Source organism: Mangrovibacterium marinum (assembly GCF_003046625.1).
Lineage (GTDB): Bacteria > Bacteroidota > Bacteroidia > Bacteroidales > Prolixibacteraceae > Mangrovibacterium > Mangrovibacterium marinum.
The window spans coordinates 293,737-312,309 of record NZ_QAAD01000003.1; the positions used below are offsets into that span (position 1 = coordinate 293,737).

General features: G+C 46.7%; 15 protein-coding genes. 10 read left to right on the plus strand and 5 right to left on the minus strand.

Annotation, left to right across the window (positions count from 1 at the left end; all coding sequences use genetic code 11):
• Nucleotides 1-22 precede the first annotated feature (22 nt).
• The 3 genes from dnaN to lpxB all read right to left on the minus strand — a co-directional run bounded on the left by dnaN (nucleotide 23) and on the right by lpxB (nucleotide 4,958).
• A complete protein-coding gene (gene dnaN / locus C8N47_RS04530) occupies nucleotides 23-1,153 on the minus strand; it encodes a DNA polymerase III subunit beta (RefSeq protein WP_107821327.1) in 1,131 nt (376 codons plus the stop codon).
• 129 nt (nucleotides 1,154-1,282) lie between these two features.
• Complete coding sequence (gldG, locus tag C8N47_RS04535) at nucleotides 1,283-3,694, minus strand: gliding motility-associated ABC transporter substrate-binding protein GldG (RefSeq protein WP_107821328.1); 2,412 nt, start codon at nucleotides 3,692-3,694, stop codon at nucleotides 1,283-1,285.
• Nucleotides 3,695-3,830: 136 nt separating this feature from the next.
• Nucleotides 3,831-4,958 (minus strand): lipid-A-disaccharide synthase, encoded by a 1,128-nt coding sequence (gene lpxB, locus C8N47_RS04540; RefSeq protein WP_107821329.1) that lies wholly within the window; start codon nucleotides 4,956-4,958, stop codon nucleotides 3,831-3,833.
• A 196-nt stretch (nucleotides 4,959-5,154) separates the two neighbouring features.
• Here lpxB and C8N47_RS04545 point away from each other — a divergent pair, with 196 nt between their 5' ends.
• Together C8N47_RS04545 and C8N47_RS04550 are read left to right on the plus strand one after the other, a co-directional pair.
• Nucleotides 5,155-5,433 carry a CD225/dispanin family protein gene (locus C8N47_RS04545; RefSeq protein ID WP_107821330.1) on the plus strand — a complete coding sequence of 93 codons (279 nt, stop codon included), beginning with the start codon at nucleotides 5,155-5,157 and terminating at the stop codon, nucleotides 5,431-5,433.
• 10 nt (nucleotides 5,434-5,443) lie between these two features.
• Nucleotides 5,444-5,809, plus strand: coding sequence for a DUF2752 domain-containing protein (locus C8N47_RS04550; RefSeq protein WP_107821331.1), 366 nt, complete (start codon nucleotides 5,444-5,446; stop codon nucleotides 5,807-5,809).
• Here the strand turns inward: C8N47_RS04550 and C8N47_RS04555 are convergent.
• Both C8N47_RS04555 and surE read right to left on the minus strand, forming a co-directional pair.
• Nucleotides 5,804-6,094, minus strand: coding sequence for a hypothetical protein (locus C8N47_RS04555; protein ID WP_107821332.1), 291 nt, complete (start codon nucleotides 6,092-6,094; stop codon nucleotides 5,804-5,806). The genes C8N47_RS04550 and C8N47_RS04555 overlap by 6 nt on opposite strands.
• Before the next feature lie 11 nt (nucleotides 6,095-6,105).
• Complete coding sequence (gene surE, locus C8N47_RS04560; RefSeq protein WP_107821371.1) at nucleotides 6,106-6,870, minus strand: 5'/3'-nucleotidase SurE; 765 nt, start codon at nucleotides 6,868-6,870, stop codon at nucleotides 6,106-6,108.
• A gap of 656 nt (nucleotides 6,871-7,526) precedes the next feature.
• Between surE and C8N47_RS04565 the strand changes: the two genes are divergently transcribed.
• From C8N47_RS04565 to C8N47_RS04600, 8 genes are all read left to right on the plus strand, one after another.
• Entirely contained in the window at nucleotides 7,527-10,985 is a 3,459-nt protein-coding gene (locus C8N47_RS04565; RefSeq protein ID WP_211316033.1) for a SusC/RagA family TonB-linked outer membrane protein, read from the plus strand.
• Between the two features lie 34 nt (nucleotides 10,986-11,019).
• Complete coding sequence (locus C8N47_RS04570) at nucleotides 11,020-12,918, plus strand: SusD/RagB family nutrient-binding outer membrane lipoprotein (protein ID WP_107821333.1); 1,899 nt, start codon at nucleotides 11,020-11,022, stop codon at nucleotides 12,916-12,918.
• 175 nt (nucleotides 12,919-13,093) lie between these two features.
• Nucleotides 13,094-14,326, plus strand: coding sequence for an ROK family transcriptional regulator (locus C8N47_RS04575; protein ID WP_107821334.1), 1,233 nt, complete (start codon nucleotides 13,094-13,096; stop codon nucleotides 14,324-14,326).
• A 529-nt stretch (nucleotides 14,327-14,855) separates the two neighbouring features.
• Nucleotides 14,856-15,362 (plus strand): RNA polymerase sigma factor, encoded by a 507-nt coding sequence (locus C8N47_RS04580; protein WP_170111288.1) that lies wholly within the window; start codon nucleotides 14,856-14,858, stop codon nucleotides 15,360-15,362.
• On the plus strand, nucleotides 15,352-15,897 hold the full coding sequence (locus C8N47_RS04585) for a hypothetical protein (RefSeq protein WP_107821336.1): 546 nt from the start codon (nucleotides 15,352-15,354) through the stop codon (nucleotides 15,895-15,897). The genes C8N47_RS04580 and C8N47_RS04585 overlap by 11 nt, the downstream gene beginning before the upstream one ends.
• Nucleotides 15,898-15,899: 2 nt before the next feature.
• A complete protein-coding gene (locus C8N47_RS04590) occupies nucleotides 15,900-16,412 on the plus strand; it encodes a DUF4252 domain-containing protein (protein ID WP_107821337.1) in 513 nt (170 codons plus the stop codon).
• 487 nt (nucleotides 16,413-16,899) lie between these two features.
• The gene (locus C8N47_RS04595; protein ID WP_107821338.1) at nucleotides 16,900-17,691 is read left to right on the plus strand and encodes a DUF432 domain-containing protein; all 792 of its coding nucleotides are present in this window, start codon (nucleotides 16,900-16,902) and stop codon (nucleotides 17,689-17,691) included.
• Nucleotides 17,692-17,711: 20 nt separating this feature from the next.
• On the plus strand, nucleotides 17,712-18,551 hold the full coding sequence (locus C8N47_RS04600) for a mechanosensitive ion channel family protein (protein WP_211316034.1): 840 nt from the start codon (nucleotides 17,712-17,714) through the stop codon (nucleotides 18,549-18,551).
• Nucleotides 18,552-18,573 lie beyond the last annotated feature (22 nt).

Here is an 18,573-nt window from a genome sequence, read left to right on the forward strand (position 1 = left end):
TCCAAGCTATTTTAGTTACAATTTAAGCATTAATCATCATCGGCATCAGCAGCATCAACACATCTTCCTCATCGAAATCTTTCTCGGCGGGCAGCAACAAGCCGGCACGTGTTGGGTCCGACAACTCAACACGAACTTCCGATGAGGTAATGTTCGAGAGAATTTCCAAGAGGAAAGTCGATTTAAAGCCAATTTCAATCTCCTCACCCTCGTACTGACACTTGATGCGTTCAACAGCCGAAATTGAGAAATCGACATCCTGGGCCGAAATCACCAGTTGATTATCCTGAATGTGGAACTTAATCAGGTTGCTGGCCTGGTTGGCAAATACCGATACACGTTTGATGGTGTTGTAGAACTCCAAACGGTCAACCGTCAGTTTATTCTGGTTGTTGGTTGGGATCACCGAGTTATAGGCCGGATAGTTTCCTTCCACCAGGCGGCAAATCAGTTTATAGTTGCTCAGGTTGAAAAAAGCATTCTTCTCGTCGAACTGCAATTTAACATCGTAATCTTCTTTCAGCAGCAGGTTCTTCAGCAAGGCAGCCGGTTTTTTGGGTAAAATGAAGGACGACTCCACTTCGGCCTTGGCATCGGCCCGTTTGTAGCGCACCAGCTTGTGTGCATCCGATGCTACAAAGGTTAAGTCGTCGCTACCCAGTTCCATAAAAATTCCGTTCATCACCGGACGAAGTTCATCGTCGGCAGTGGCAAACAAGGTACGCTGAATACCACTTTGCAGCACATCGTGCGGAACCTGAATAGTGGATGCAGAGGCTTCGTTCAGCTCGGGCAATTGCGGAAATTCATCGCCATCCTGACCAACAATACTAAACTTACCATTATCCGAGTAAATATCAATTCCAAAGGTCTCCAGGTCGAATTTAAAGGTCAAGGGCTGGTCCGGAAATTCCTTCAAGGTATCGTTCAACAGCTTGGCCGGAACAGCAATGTCGCCTTTGCCTTCCGCATTGTCCAACTCAAGGCTGGTAATCAGTGTTGACTCCAAATCTGAAGCAGTAACCGTTAGCCGATTATCTTCCAGTTGAAATAAATAATTATCCAGGATGGGTAATGTATTTTTCGAACTGATCACCTTACTGATTGCATTCAGGTGACTGAGTAATTCGGTACTGGAAACAACAAATTTCATTGATATTTTCTTTTAGTTTGACTTACCTTAAACAATTGAGCGCTTTTGGCTTTCCACCGCGCGAAACACGAATATACAAACTTTGCTTTGGTTTCCTGTGATTAAATATTCACAATTTATACAAAGTAATTAACCACGGTATTTTTTTAGGCGGATCAGCTGAAAGATCAATCCGAATAAAAGAATGATAACCAAGGGTCCCGCCAGGTTGAGCACTTGCCAATAGGTCTTTTCTTCGCGCAGGCGAACCTTGTCGAGCGAGCGAATCTTAAATACCCGCGAACGCAAGGCCATCATGCCCGAGTTGTCGCAAAGGTAGTTAACCGCATTGAGCAAAAAAGCTTTATTGCCAAAAGTCTGCTGCGAATATTCGTCGTAGCCCAACGGCTGGGTTCTGATTTGCCCGTTGCGGCGCGATACTTTATTGGCAATCAGGCTTCCGTCGGCCAGGACAATCATCCGAGCCGACTTCGATTTAGTCAACACCTGAATACCTGGTGAATTCAACTGGTTGGTCATGCGATTGGCAAAAACCGAAGGAAATTGTCCTTCCAGTAAAACGCCAACCGGAATATTGGACTGCTGAAACAGCTCGCGGGCCGGCGGACTGTTAATGCTTCGCAGACTAATCTCTTCGGGAGTGCCCACCTTCCGCGAATAAGGCGATGTATGCAGGATGACCGATTTATGCACTTCCGGATTTCGACCAACCGTATCAATGGAGCTCACAAACTCCGACTTTAAACTGTTCAGGTTTCGGCTAATCACATGATCATCCGCCGGGGTCAGCAAAGGCGAGTAGTACCAGGGCGCCGGGCTAAACTTGGGTTGCGATGCCACCGGCGAGGTATTCACCGGAATCAGGATACATTCCACATCTTGCAAGAGATCGGGATTGACCCGAACGCCATACTTAAACAGCTGATCCATCAGGTTCAGGTCGCGGGGGAATGCTATGGTGGTCTCGCCGCGACTTAAACTGTCGAGGCTCACCTGTACCGGATCGAATAGCCAAAGCAAGTTGCCGCCGCGCATCAGGTACTGATCGATCCAGAATTTTTCCTGTTCGCCAAAAGGCCTTGAGGGATCGGCAATGATTACTGCCCGGGCTAAGCTGTCGGTCGCAAGAAGCTGCCCGGCTGTTTTTTCGGTTACCCGAAAATTTTCGGATAAGCTACTCCGGATGTCCCAGGTTTCCGCTTCGGACAACTCGCCCTGTCCGGTTAAAAAGACCACTTCGGGCTTCTCGCCCTGCAACAGCTGCCTGATGACATTCATCAGTTCAAACTCGAGCGTTTCAATTGAATTATTCAGATTCTGTTCAGCGGCCAATGATGGGTTATTCTTCAGTAAGTTGACACCGATTGTCTGGTCTCCATAGCGGATCACCGCTCCGGGAAAAATCAACTTGGTAACCGTTCCCTGCTCCTGACTTTGTCGCAAATCGGTAGGTTGAATCCCCAGGGCCACCAGCTGGTTAAACAATTTATTCCGCTTATCGGTATTACTGATTTCATAGGGATCGCGCAGTTCGAGCCGCACCGACTGAGCAGCCCAGGCATCCAGATCCTGCACCTTTTCGGCAACGGCTTGCTGCAACTGCCGAAAGCCCGGCGGCAAATCGCCCGCCAGATACAAATCAACTTTGAGCGGTGCGTCCAGGCCTGTGAGCATCTCTTTCGACACCGGCGAAAGACTGTATCTTTTTTCGCTGGTTAAATCGATGCGAAAAAACCACTGCGAGCCAAGAGTCATCAGCACCAACACCCCCACCAACAAACCGAGCAGCTTTTTTGTCTGCTGCCGTCGATTTTGCTGTTTGCGACGCAACAACATACTGGTTAGCACCAACACAAAAGCTACCGCCACCACAAAATACAGCATATCGCGCGAGTCGAGCACCCCACGGCTAACCGACTCGTAATGCGCGCTAATTCCAAGTTTCAGAAAAAACGATTTCACGCCCGGCGCGATATTCATCGCCGCAACAAAATCGAAGCCCGTGTAAAAGAAGAAACATAAAAACAAAGCTGCAATAAAGGCGAACACCGGGTTATCGGTGAGCGATGAAGCCAAAAGCCCCAGTGCAACATAGAAAGCCGCCAGTAGAAACAATCCGATAAACGATCCCCAGGCGGCACCGCTATCCCAATTACCAACCGGGTTTCCAAGGTTGTATATCGAATAAAAATAGATGAGTGTAGGCAGTAAGGAGACCAGCACCAAAAACAAACCCGCCAGGTATTTAGCCCAAACCAGTTGCAATAACGAATACGGCCGGGTGATCAAGATCTCGAGCGTTCCAAGTCTCTTTTCCTCGGCAAACAAACGCATGGTTAAGGCCGGAATCAGAAACAGAAAAATCCAGGGCGCTAATGAAAAATAGGGACTTAGCGAGGCATATCCATTTTCGAGCAAGTTGTAAGCACCGGGGAAAACCCACAAGAACAGCCCGTTGGCTATCAAAAATACAAAAGCGACCAGATAACCGGTAATCGATCCAAAAAAGCTGGTAATTTCCTTTCGAAACAGACTATACATAGCTTGCAGGTAGATTTTAGATGTTGTTTTTGTTGCCTTGTTATTGCCCGGTTATCGTCGCTGGTTGGGAATAACAAGTTGATTCGGGCACAAAATTACAGATTGTCGGTCGGCTTAGCAAGCGAGGCCCGGCACGCTACGAGCGAAGCTTCTGCACAATCAGCTGTGCGGCCCGTTTAGAAGCACCGGGGCCACCCAGTTTTTTTCGCAACTCGCGATAACTCGCCTCAATTTGACGTCGATACTCCGTATCTCCCAAAATACGCTGTAACTCTTTGCGGATATTTCCGGCCGTGCAGTTGTGCTGCAAAAGCTCCTTCACCGCTGTGCGCTGCAAAATAATATTCACCAACGACACCCATTTTATATGCAGAAAAAACTTGCCGATACCAAAAAACAAAGCACCGCCGGCCATCCGGTAGCAAACCACTTGCGGGCATCCCACAATGGCCGCTTCCAGGGTAACGGTTCCGGAAGCCACCACCGCCACATCGGACATTTGTAACAGTTCGTTGGTTTTGTCGCGCAACACATTCACATGGTAGCCCGACACCAGCCCGATATAAACATGATCCGGTATTCCCGGTGCTGCCGTCACCACAACCTGATGCGAGTTGATTGAATTAACAGCCTTCAGCATCCGCGGCAAGAGCGACTTTATTTCCTGCATACGGCTCCCCGGCACCAAAGCCAGGATAGGCTTGTCGGTTAAATTATTCTCGCGGCAAAACTGTTCGGTCGTTTTTGTCACTTTATGTTCCTCAACCGCGTCCATGATGGGATTGCCCACAAAATTTACCCGGTGATAATCGTGACTGGCATAAAACTCGGTTTCAAACGGGAAAATAGTAAACATTTCATCTACCAGCTGCCGGATTTTTTTCACCCGCCCCTCTTTCCATGCCCACACTTTGGGCGATATATAATAATATACCCGAATGCCAACCAACTTGGCAAACTCGGCAATGCGCAGGTTGAAGCCCGGATAATCGACCAAAATCAACACATCGGGATTAAACTCCAGTAAGCGATCCTCGCAAAGGCGAAAATTTTTTCGAATGGTTTGCAAATGCATCAATACCGGAATGAAGCCCATGAATGCCATTTCGCGATAATGCTTGTATAGCTTCATACCGGCTTCCTCCATCAAGTCGCCTCCAAAGCCTCTGATTTCGGCTGTCGGATCAGTCTGCACCAACTCCCGAATCAGGTTTGCAGCATGTAAATCGCCCGACGCTTCGCCGGCTATAAAGAAGTATTTCATAAAGTGCTTATGCTTGAAATCTATCAAAAGTAATTTATAAAGTTGAAAGTGCCACATCGCAGCGAAAATATACTCGGCCTATCCGACGCGAATAACCGCAAGTTTTCGTCTTTAATTAAAAAAGTTGTTTGTTTACCGTACTGAAATATGTACATTCACCTAAATTTTTATTCACCTAACGTTAATATTGCGGAATATGGAAACCCAATCTACCAACCAACGCCCGCCAAAAACCTGGCTGGTTGAATCTATTTTAGTGACCATTTTTTGTTGCTTGCCATTTGGCATTGCCGGTATCGTTAATGCCGCCAAAGTAGAATCGCGCTTTTATGCCGGCGACATCGAGGGATCACAACGCTCCTCCAACGAAGCAGGCAAGTGGACCAAAATCGGCTTCTTCATCGGCATTGCAGGCATCGCTATTTACTTCATTTTAATGCTACTCGGAGTTGCTGCTGGATTCCTGGCCAATTAAGCGAAAAAGGATGGTGATTGTGGTCTGTCTTGGGTTCATCATGGCCAACTACTGGCTATTCGACCCGGCAACCACCAATCACTTTCCTTCGTGCCCCTTCAAGGCGCTAACCGGGCTGAAGTGCGCCGGCTGTGGATCGCAACGTGCGCTCTATCAACTGCTGCACATGAACATTCGCGGAGCATGGCATTGCAATCCGTTATTAGTGGTCATGCTTCCGTATATGCTTTTCGGAGCCCTGCTCGACCTGATCAAAAATCCTTCGCCAAGCCTCCTGCGCATCCGCAAAAGCTTGTACGGAATCGCGGCAATCTACACTGTACTGGCAATTATCGTAGCCTTTTGGATCGTAAGAAATCTGATCGAGCAGCTATAACACTTTAACAAGCATGACCGCGAAGGCATAAACAAAAGTTGCCATAATGACGCCGCGCGCTGCGAGATCGTATTTTTGCCGGTAGAAATTCAGAAACAGCAAAAGATTAGGCAGTACACACAAGCTTAAAATTTTAAGCAGAGCACCCAACTGCCAGAGGGTTTGAAGATACTCAGAAAGGCTGACCTCCTGTTTGCTGAAGAAATATAGCAGCACAAATACCACAAGTGGTATGATTAAGCCGGGCACAAAACCGGTCATGAGTTTGTTTCTGTTCTTTTTCATCCTGCTCCGAATTAAAACTGCCAGCTATTCATTTTTTCCAGCGTATTGAAACAGGTCATATCCACCGATACCGGCACCACCGAAACTTTTTGATCTTCGAGGGCATGCATGTCAGTTCCTGGCGTATCGGGCTCAAAATTCTTGAAATAGCCGCTCAGCCAGTAATAATCCTTTTGGTGTGGATCGGTTCGTTTTTCCATTTCTTCAACCCACTTGCCGGCAGCCTGTCGACACAGCTGAATTCCGCGAACCTCACCTTGGGGAATATTAACATTTAAGCAAGTGAATTGTGGAAGTCCGTTTTGCGCAACAGCCTGAAAGATTCGCGCCACCCACATTTTGGCTCGGGTAAAGTCGGCATCGGCATCAAAATCGCATAAGGAAAATCCGATGGACGGAACACCGTGCAGACAGCCCTCCATAGCTGCCCCCATGGTGCCGCTGTATACCACGCTAACCGAGGTATTGGCTCCGTGATTAATGCCCGACACCACAAAGTCGGGCCGGCGATCGAGCAACTGGTTAAATCCCATCTTTATACAGTCGACAGGTGTGCCGCTACACTTATATTCCACATAACCTTCTTCTTCCTCCAACTTACTTGCCCGCAAAGGTTTTCCGGTGGTAATGGCATTCGACATGCCCGACATGGCCGCTTCGGGAGCAATTACTACGACATCGCCAAACAGGCGCATCACTTCGGTAAGCTCGCTCAAACCTTTGGCATATATACCATCATCATTCGTAACCAATATCAAGGGACGATCATTCATCATTGCGGGATTTTTCAGTTTCGCGGACAAAGATAATGTAATGCCGGAAATCGACTTCGGGAAATAGCCAAAATAAAAAATTGTGTACAACGAAAACATTATCCTCTAAAGCCATCCCTGCCTGATGGCTAAAAACAGAAGTACCGACACATAACGACACCGAATCCGTCGGTCAACAACCGTTATGCAACAAACTACCCAAATTAATTATCATTTGTCACCTACACCAACGCCAAAAGCTTCGCCTACAAAAATAAAACATAACCCTATACCCCGCAGCAACCACAGAGACCTGTATTCCAAGACCATTAAACTACAGTAAACCAAGAAAGTCAACAAAACGCTGATTTCGAAAACCAACACACTACGCACAAATGTTTGCCTATTATTTTTCTCGCCATGGATTCTTTTGTAATTTTTTTCTAAAGATTGTCGTTAAAGTTTAAAATTTCTTTAATATTGTCGTCGAATAGTTAAAATCATTTAAATAATAGACAGGCGTTTATTGCCCGAAATTGAGCTCGACAGAATCGCATCAGCGCATCTTGTTGCGGGCATAAAAGGGCAAATCATGGCGGATGAAATCACAGGAGAGAAACTCTCATGTATATATATGCAGTTTTCAAGCAATGTAAACTTCAAACATTAATTCAATTTTTATGAAAAAAACCTTGTTACGATCCCTTCGTCATGGTCTGCAAAGATCGATGAAAATGATGACGGTGATCCTGGGACTATGTGCAATCACGAATGCACAAGCAAGCAGCCCGGCCAACACGAGCAACTTGGTCGGAACAGAGCAAAATCAGGGAAAACTTGTTAGTGGTACCGTGACGGATCAGAACGGCGAACCACTCTTTGGTGTTGCTGTTGCCATCGAAGGAACTTCAAAAGGATTGATTACCGATTTCGACGGTAATTTCCGCATTGAAGTACCTGGCGAAAACAGTGTTTTGATTTTCTCCTTTGTTGGATTCGAAACACAAAAAATCACAGTCGGCAACCAAACAACTTTTAATGTAGTGCTGGCTGAAAATGTTCAGCAGGTTGACGAAGTCGTGGTAACAGCACTGGGTATCAAAAAACAAGCTAAAGCGCTTGGATACGCCATGACCGAACTGAACGGCGACGACATCAACGTAAACGCCATCAACCCGGTAAACGCCCTTCAGGGAAAAGCAGCCGGTGTTGACATTGCACAATCGGACGGTGGTATGTTCGGATCGACAAAAGTTTTGATTCGTGGTGCCTCAACTCTGGGAAGCAACAACCAACCGATTTATGTGGTTGACGGAATTATCCTGGACAACAGCGTAGCCGATTCAGGTGATGCCGACTGGTCTTCCGCGTCAGACGACTGGGGTAACGAATTGAAAAACCTGAACCCGGACGACTTTGCATCAGTATCGATTTTGAAAGGTGCTCCTGCAACAGCTCTTTATGGTTCGCGTGGTTTGAACGGTGCAATCGTTATCACAACAAAAAGCGGAAAAGCCCAAAAAGGCTTAGGTGTATCGGTTTCTCAAACCTTCGGCATCGACCATGTTTACAAGCAACCGGACCTGCAAAACGTCTATGGCGACGGTGCCTTATCAGGCTGGGTTGACTACGGTGATACCTATATTGGTGAAAATGGTAAACCCCAATACTATGCCTGGCAAAACCAGGAGCAATTCTATTATAATGTTGACGGACAACGGAAATTCAACCGTTGGGAAATGGGATTTGGTCCTCGTTTCGACGGCAGTGCAATTTTAGGTTACGACAACGAGATGACAAGCTACAGCGCGGTAAAAAACAACTACCGCGATATGTTCGACCTGGGATTCAACACCAACACAAACGTTGCTGTTCAGGGTGGAAACGAAAAAACAACCTTCTACTCGTCGGTATCTTACAAACATGCCAACGGAACTTTGGGTAAAAACGAATTCAGCCGCCTGGCATTCCTGGCTAAAGCAACACACAAATTAGCGGATAATGTATCGGTTGAAGCGAGCATGAACTTCGCCGAGTCGACACCGAAAAACCCGCTGCCAAACGTTGGTGAATACTTCATCAATGGTACCTTCGATCGCGAATACGATCCTTCTTATTACAAAAACAAATACAAAGGTTCACACGGAGGTCTGGCTTCATCGAACTATGGCGATGAGTATGCCAACATTCCGGGAAGAGGCCTTTGGTGGGCACTTAACGAAAACTCGTCGGTACAACACGAGACTTCGGTACGCCCTTATTTGGCCCTTACCATCGACGCTACAAGTTGGTTGAAGATTAAAGCCGAAGCCAACTATAACTATTACTTCACCGACAAAGAAGTGAAGAATCCGAACTCGGGTTACGCCAGAACTTACGAAACCGGTGCAGGTAGCTATAGCATGACTCAAACCACGAAAAAGCAAACCAATGCCGATATCGCTTTCATGTTCAACAAAACCATTAACGACGACTGGAGCGTAACCGGTTTCCTTCGTGGTGACTACTATGATAACAAACAGAGCTACATGGGCACCTGGACCAGTGGTGGTTTGGTTGTTCCCGACCAGTACTTTATCAACAACTCTGTAAAATCGGTTGGTTACAGCTCTTATTTGTTAGGTAAAAAAAGAATGTTATCACTTGCGGCTCAAGCTAGTGTAGCCTGGAAAAACCAAATTTTCCTGGATGTTACCGGCCGTAACGACTGGTCTTCATCCTTGGTTTATTCCGACGGTAGCGGAAACTACTCTTACTTCTACCCATCGGTTAGCCTTGCCGGAATCGTAACTGAAATGACGGACCTGCCCGATTGGATTTCGTTCGGTAAAGTGCGTGCTTCATGGGGACAGGTAGGTAACGATACCGAATCGTACCTGATTAACTCGGCCTATTCGCTGGCGACAAGCGAAGTGGACGGACAAAAAGTAAACTCGCTGACCATCCCGACAACCATGTATTCACGGGATTTGAAACCCGAAAAGAAAACATCGTGGGAACTTGGTTTAGACTGGAGATTTTTGGGTAGCCGTTTAGGAATCGACGCGACCTACTACAAAGAGAATACTCGCAACCAGATTATGAGCATTTCAGTTCCGAATGTTTCGGGTGTGAACAACCAGCTGGTGAATGCCGGTAATATCCAAAACCAAGGGATTGAAATCGCACTGCACACCATTCCTGTTAAATCAAACGACTGGCAGTGGGATGTAGACTTCACCTATACGAAAAACTCAAGCAAAATTATCTCACTGCACGAAAACGTAGCCAACTACATTTTGCTTGACGGTAATACAAACTACGGAAACTACCGTATTGGAGCAGTTGCCAAAGTGGGTGGTGCTTATGGTCTGTTGATGACTGACTCGAAAGCTAAAATTGACGAAGCAACGGGTCTTCCGGTATTAAGCTGGAACGACACACGCCGAACTGCTTATCAGGAACGAAGCGGAAAAGAAGAGGAAATCGGATCAGTAATGCCTGACTTCCTGGGTTCTGTTTCTACCAAATTGCGTTATAAAAACTTCAGCATGCAAGTTGGTCTGGATATGCGTTTTGGTGGCTACGTGGCTTCTTATGGTAGCCGCTACGGTACAGCTTATGGATATACTGAAGCCTCGTTAAACGGTTCTGCTCCCGAATACGGTGGTGTAAGCTGGACTTCGAAATTTGACGATATCACCTACTCCGACGGAATCATCCCCGAAGGGATCTTTGCTGCCGGAACAGCTATCAGCCAGGCTAACGGAACAAGCTACACCGTTGCCGAAGGTGGCGAAACCTACCGCGATCTGTACGAAAAAGGTGTAATTGAGCCCAACCATGCTTCTGCCTGGAACTATTATATCAACAGCTGGGGCCGTGGTGTTGTCAACGACGACTGGGTGAAAGAACTGGACTATATCGCCCTGCGCGAAGTATCGTTCTTCTACAACTGCCCGAAAGAAATTGCACAGAAAATCGGTGCCGGTAGTTTAACCTTTGGCTTGTCAGGCCGCAACCTGGGTTACTTGTTGAATACGGCTCCTGGTGGTGAAAACCCGGAATCGGTTCGTGGTACATCAGCTTACAACTTCCGGATGCGTTCATACTCGCCCTATACAGCAAGCTATATGTTCTCAATTTCAGCAACATTCTGATAGAAAGCATTAAAACTTAAAAAACACAAGAAAGATGAACTATAAAAAAATAGCGGTTTACATGTCCATGGCCGCAGCATTGCTTACAACCAATGCCTGCCAAGACAAATTTGCCGACATCAACACCGATCCGGCCAGTATTACAAACGGCGACGTGAATTACCTGTTTACCCAGGCACTGATCAACTTTGAGCCTTCCGACTATACCTTTTGGTATTACAACGCTCCCATGATGTACAAATGGGGTGAAATCGGAATCGGTACTACCGGCTTTAATTCAACCTACCAGGAAACCACCGAATACGGTGGCCAGGGACAACAAACTTACCAGGTGCTGCGCTACGTTCGCGACTTTGAATACCAACTGGAGCAAATGTCGGCAGAAGAAGCAGCAGGCTACCAGCAACAACTGGCAGCTTTGCGTACGCTGACCATTTACCTGGGTATTTTCGACACCGACATGTACGGCGATATGCCTTTCAACGAGGCTTGTCTGGCCCGCTATACGAGTCCTTCGTTGTTGACTCCGGCTTACGACACGGTTGAAAGCTTATACAGCCAATGGTTGGAAGAACTGGATACTTATGTAACCACATTGACCACCGCAACTGACCAAAACTGGATCGCCAAACAAGATTTGATCTATGGAGGCGATGCTGCAAAATGGGCCAAGTTAGCCAACTCGTTGCGTCTGAAAATTGCCGTTCGCTTGTTGTCGCAAGACAAAACAAAAGCATTGCAAGTTGCCAAAACAGTTGCCGAAAGCCCTGCCGGCGTTCTGAATGGTACCGACGACGACTTTGTATTCAACAAAGCTACGGCGGTATCAGACAACGATGGCGACAAAGTTTACCACTTCGGAAACAATGTGTTGAGCAGCCTTGCACCTACTCAACTGGTGTCTGAGTTCATGCTCGACAATCAGGATCCGCGTATTCGTTTCTTCTTCTCGAAAAACGACTACAACTCGAAAGTTGTACAGGCTTTCTTCGATCAGGATATCGAATTGCCTGATTTCATTGCCGACAATGTAGAATATACCGAAGATGCCAACGGCAACAAAACCTTCTCGAACTGGAAAGGCCTGGGCGAACCTTGGGTACGCTACTATGGCTTGCCAATGGTAATGAATGCCAACCAGGACGGCACTTATGACGGTTACTTCAAGACCAGCCCGTACACCTTGAAAAACAGCGAAGGATCGGAATATACTTACGAGGCAACATCTCGTTTCAACGAAGAATTGGTCCGTGGCCGCCTGGACTACACAATCCCGGCTGCACCGGAAGATGTTCCCGTTACCGACTCTCAGGACAACCCTTGGTGGGGTATGTACATGTCGACTGCCGAAGTAAACTTCTACTTTGCAGAGCTGGCCCTTTTGGGTGCCGACCTGCCGAACACAGCAGAAGCTTACTATAATGCAGCCGTTGAAGCCTCGGTACAGGAATACGATCGTTTGGCGAGCCTGAACCAAATTCCGTATTACGGAAAAACTTATGGCTACGACCCGAATGAAAAAGTAATTGATCTGCAAGACGGAGAAATTGAAACCATGATGACGATGCCTGACGTTGCCTTCAGTGGATCAACCGCTGAAAAGCTGGAGAAAATCTACGTTCAGGAAATCCTGCACTTCATGTTTGCTCCTTCTGATCAGTTCAACGTTATTCGTCGTTCAGGTATTCCTGCCCGCAACAGCTCCATGTTCGCATGGACCGACTTCCAGGAGCCCAGCTACACGCAGATTCCTCGTCGTTTCGAAGTGAGCACTCCTTCGGTAACCGACCTGATGTACGACATCAAAGTAGAGGCATACAGCAATCAGGGATTCACTTCGGGAACCAGCATTCCAACAAACTTACTGAACACCGAGCGTGTTTGGCAAGATGAAGGTGCACCTAACTTCGGTGAAGGTCCGAATGCACAATAAGCCCAATTATTTGTACTGATTACATTCATCGAGTACAAAACAATACATCGAATGAGGTTATCGAAATCGGTAACCTCATTCTTCTTTTTTTACCCCGCCATGCTGCTTTTTAGCTGTACGACAGCAAAGCCTTTTATCAATATTTTTTATTTTTGTAACCTCACGTTTACCGACTATGCCTTTAAAAACGCCAGAAAAACTAAAAGATCAAGCATTAAGCGAGCTCAAACGCTATAATTTGCGGATGCAGATCATTCGGTTACTTTACAAAAAGAGCCCACAGTCGGCTGTTCAGCTCAGCAAAAAACTAGCGATCAGCCTCCCGTCGACACGGAGTATGCTGAACGAGCTGATCGACGAAGAGGTTGTTCTCATTAAAGGAACCGGCGAATCCAGCGGTGGGCGTAAACCGGTGCTTTACAGTTTAAACGGCGAAGCGTTCCACATTCTCGCCGTGGAGATGGATCAATACAATGCCCAAGCCGTTATTCTGAACTGTCTGAATGAACCATGCAGCGAGATTTTTCAATTCGACAGCAATATCGACGATCCCGAATTTATCAGCAAACTCGACCAGGCCTTCAATCGTCTGGAAACAAGTTCAGGCATCCGCAAAACGCAGGTAAACGCTATCGGCATCGGTATGCCCGGACTGATCGACCCGCGGACAGGTGTGAACCAAACCATCAAAAATCCGGCACGACGCTCGATTGCTCAGCAGGTTGAAAAACATTTCAAACTGTCCACCTATATCGAAAATGATGCACGCATGCAAACCCTCGGCGAGTTTGTGTTCGGCCAGGCCAAAAATTCACAAAATACCCTGGTTATTAACTGGAGCTGGGGGCTTGGCTTAGGGATGATTATCAACGGCGAAATTTTTGCCGGCAGCAATGGCTGCTCCGGCGAGTTCAGTCATATCCGCGTGGTAGAGGACGGCGAACTGTGCGAATGCGGCAAACGCGGATGTTTGCAAACAATTACCGGAGCACAGCATTTACTCGATCTGGCTAAACAAGCTATTGCCAACAAAGAAATATCACAGTTAACCAACGACTTTCAGCACCGCCCGGACGAACTAACCGTCAAGGCTGTTATTGCCAGTGCCCTAAAAGGCGACGAGCTATCAATCAACCTGATCAGCCAACTGGGTAAAAATATGGCTTGGGGCTTATCCATTCTGATTCAGCTTTACAACCCCGAACTTATTCTGCTGAGCGGGCCCCTCTCCGCTCCCAAACAATATCTGCTGCCGACCATCCAACAGGCTCTGCATCAATATTGCCTGGAGAATATTCTTTCAAACGTCAAAATCGAGATCTCCGCCTTGGCCGAGCATTCGGGACTGAAAGGTACCGGAGTTATGGTCTTTAAAAAGCTTTTCAGCACACAGCAGGCAAACCGTTAATGCCGATTTGTGTCTGAAGTTGCCCGATAAATCCACCTCCCTTTTTATCAATAGATCGTTCGATTTTCAGACCATCAGCCATTTATTACAGCTTAATTTAGCGTGTTTGGGCTAACCACTCGACAAATTCATCGAGAACAAAAAGCCCGCTGATTATAAAAAGTCAACCAACTATTCTTTTTTCTGAAAGTCTACCACGTAAAGACGCTAAAGCACAATGTCGATAACTGGTTTTGATTAGAAGTGGAACAACAACCCGACAACTTTTGAGAACAACGACAACAGCATTGTCGAAAATAGTAAACTTTCATTCCTGTTGGTGATTCCCGGGAATCATGAATGTTTTTTTTGATTTTCATTCCCGATTAATCGGGACGGCATCACACCGGAATATTTCAGCGTGTAAATTAGCTTGCAAAACGGTATAAAAAGGAATAATCAGCTATTTTCCAAAAAAATACTTTCTTCGGATGTAATGATATTCTGCTCCGCTCGTCATAAATTTGAATGCAACAAAACAAACAAGCGGATGCTAGCCAGCGAATTTAAAACCAAAGTGCTTCCATTGAGCAGTAAGTTAATGCGATTTGCCTCGCAACTGCTGCACGATCAGGATCAGGCACAGGACATTATTCAGGACGTGTTCCTGAAGCTGTGGCAGAAAAAAGACCAGCTGGCACAAGTCGAAAATATGGAAGCTTTTGCCATGCGCATGACCCGCAACCGCTGTCTGGATTTGTTTAAAGCGAAAAAGCCGGTATTGGCCCAGGACGATTTCATGAAGCAAAAAGCAGTTGCCAGCAGCGATCTGCAACAACAAATTGAACTTTCGGAATCGGCCTTACTGGTTCGTCAAATAATCCGTGATTTGCCCGACATTCAGCGAACGGTGATGCACCTGCGAGATATCGAGCAATACGAGTACGACGAAATTGCGCAGATGACCGACTTGACGGTCAATGCCATTCGGGTAAATCTGTCGCGAGCCCGTAAAAAAGTGAGAGATGAACTAATAAAGCAGAACGATGGAAAATAACCGCATCAAAGAATTACTGGATCGTTACTTCGACGGACAAAGCAGCCTGAGCGAAGAACAAGAGTTGCACGCCTATTTCAGCTCCGGTGAAATTGATGCCGAATTTCTGCCCTATGCTGAACTATTTAACGGAGTGAGCGAACTGCAACAAGATCAGCAGGCACCATCAGAAGAACAGCTGATGGACTACATCCTGGAGCACGAACACCGGGAGAAGAGCAAAATACGGTATCTCTGGCAAACCGTTAGCTCCATTGCCGCAGCCCTGCTTATTGCGTTGTTGGTTTATACCTCACAACAAGATAAAACACACTGGGACGACAGCTTTAATGATCCGAATATTGCTTACGCCGAAGCCACTAAAACCCTGCATTTTGTTGCAGCCAAATACCAGGCTGGTATGGGGCAGCTAAAACCGGTCGCCAAAGTGAGCCAGGCAGTAAAACCGCTGGATAATAGTCTGCAACGCGTTAACAAAGGTTTTCAGCAAGTTGAAGAGCTGAAACAAATCAATGAAAAACTAAAACAACAATAGCCATGAAAACAACATTAAAAATCTGGTACCGCGTACTTTTCTTTTTGATTGTACTGATCCCCTTTGCAGGGATGGCTCAAAAAAGCCCAGTCGATAAGCTTTTTGAAAAATATGCCAACAAAGACGGCATGACCACCGTGAATATTAGCGGCGCACTACTCTCGTTTGCCGCCCAGGCCGATGGAAAATCAGCCGAAGCCGATATGATTTCGCAACTGAAAGGCATCCGAATACTGACGGTCGACGACGAAAGCCTCAACAAATCGCTCGACTTTTACAAGGAAATGGAAGGCGACAGTTTCTTCAAAAAGAATGGCTACGAGTCGTTGATGGAGATTACCGAGAAAGATGAAGTTGTTCGCTTTTATGCCCGCAAAGCCGACAATGGCAAGTTTTCGGAGTTGCTGCTGGTCATCGGTGGCGACGACAACACACTGATCAGCATTCAGGGCGTGATCGATCCGGCCAACATTGGCAAAATTACCGGAGCGTTGGATATCGACGTCAAGCCTTAACGATTTAACCGGAAAACCGGGCGGTCGGCCCCCTTGCTGAAAGTCCGGTTTTGTCGTTGTAATTCCCCTTGCCACAAGCAAATTTCCTTGCTACAGGAGAAAATTCCTTGTTTTGAGGGAAAATTGCCTCTCTGAAAAGAAATTTCCTACAAAATGTTAGAAATTTCCCTAAAATCAGGCAGTTTTCCAGCACAAGCGGAAAATTTCCCGCTATTCTAGCAAAAAGCTCATAAAAACAGGAAATCAGTTTCCATCGATAGGAAATACTGAAGGCCCATCCTATTTTTCTCCTAACCGATTCAATTTCTCAGTTGCGTCTTCTGAGTGACCTTTTTCCTGGCGTTCAGACTCCTCACCGCCCAGTGTCGCGACTTTAATAAATAACACACAAATCCTCTTTCTCTGTTTTGTCCATCAGAATTTATTTTTCAAATTTAGATTCGTTCAAAATAAATTTATTTTTGTGGAAAGCATCAATCTTAAAATTATGAGCCGAAAGCAAGAAATTTGGGGAAAACACGAAGGCAAGACAAGCGAAATAACCAGGCTGCGTGGTGGCTACTGCTCGCTCGGAATGCAATCCATAACCGGTGGGTGGCTGATTCAGTATGAAAAAGCCAATGAGCTCGCCGGGGAGCTTAGCCTGGGGCTAACGACTGACAATCAATCCATCGCCGAGGCTCAGGTATACCAAACCGGACGCTCTTCCGTTTTGCACATTTTGCCGGCCATGCCTCCCAAACCCATTGTTTTTCGCAATAGCAAAAAGATCAGCATCCGCCAACATCAAAGCCTGCGCATATACCTGGCGGTTCCGCTCTACATTCAGCTGTACTACAAACAGGTTGAAAGCGACAACTTACTGTGCGAATTTGAAACCGAGCGATTGAGCGATACCTGGTTTGGCGAACCCGACAGCGGAACACCGGCTTTTACCGTTGGCAGCCGTTTTGCCCTGCAAGCTAAAGAACTGGCAGCACAGCCTCACGAAATTATCGTCCCGGTAAACATCCTCAACAACAGTTCGCAGCTACTCGATCTGCAACGCCTGCTGGTGCGCGTCGATTTAATGAATATCTACCTGGTAAATCATCAGCTAATCGCGGACCTTGGCACCATCGAGTTTAAAGGACAGGGACATACCGGCCAACTGAATTTTGCGACCGACAAAACCATTCATGGGGCAACGCCGCATCAAATTGCCAAATCGCGCATCGCCTCCAACCGCACAATCCTGGGACACAGCTTCCACGTTATTAAACAAATCACGCAACTTTAACCGGCCTAAAAATGATGCTTATGAACTTTGATTTCGCCCAATACTTCAATACTGAAACGCTCGATAAAATCATCCGAATTGCATTTCTGATTCTCTTGTCCGTATTTGTCATTCAGGGCGTTGCCTTTCTGATCAAGCGAAGCATAACGCACCGCCTGTCGAAACAATCGCGGATGATTATCAACCGGATCATTGTTTATACCGGTTATACCCTGTTAAGCTTCATGGTGCTCAAAGAGCTAAATTTCGACATTACCGCTCTTTTTGGTGCTGCCGGAGTAGTCGGGATCATCATTGGGGTAGCCTCGCAAACCAGCATTGGCAACATCATCAGCGGATTCTTTCTGGTGTCGGAAAAATCCTTCGAGCTGGGCGATGTTGTCCGCATTGGCGACAAAGCCGGCACCGTTTATTCCGTCGATTTGCTGAGCATTAAAATCCGCACCTACGACAACCTACTGCTGCGCATCCCCAACCAAACGGTCATCAGCAGTGAGCTCATCAATGTCACGCGCTTCCCCATTCGCCGTCTGGATGTTACGGTCGGGGTGGCCTACAAAGAAGACTTGCGGAAGGTGTTTGAAGTACTTAAAGAAGTGGCCCGCAAAAACCCACTCTGCCTGGAAGAGCCGGAACCCTTAATTTTACTCCAAGGTTACGGTGCCAGCAGCATCGACATTCTGTTTGCGGTTTGGTTTGAAAAGAATAATTACCGCGACGCCAAAAACAGTGTCATCATCGAGATTAAAGAAGCCTTCGACCGCGAGGGAATTGAAATTCCATTTCCGCACATCAGTGTATATACCGGCGAGGCAACCAAGCCTTTTCCGGTTGAGATGATGCAGAAAAAAACGACATGATTGCGGAGAATCACCCAAAGGG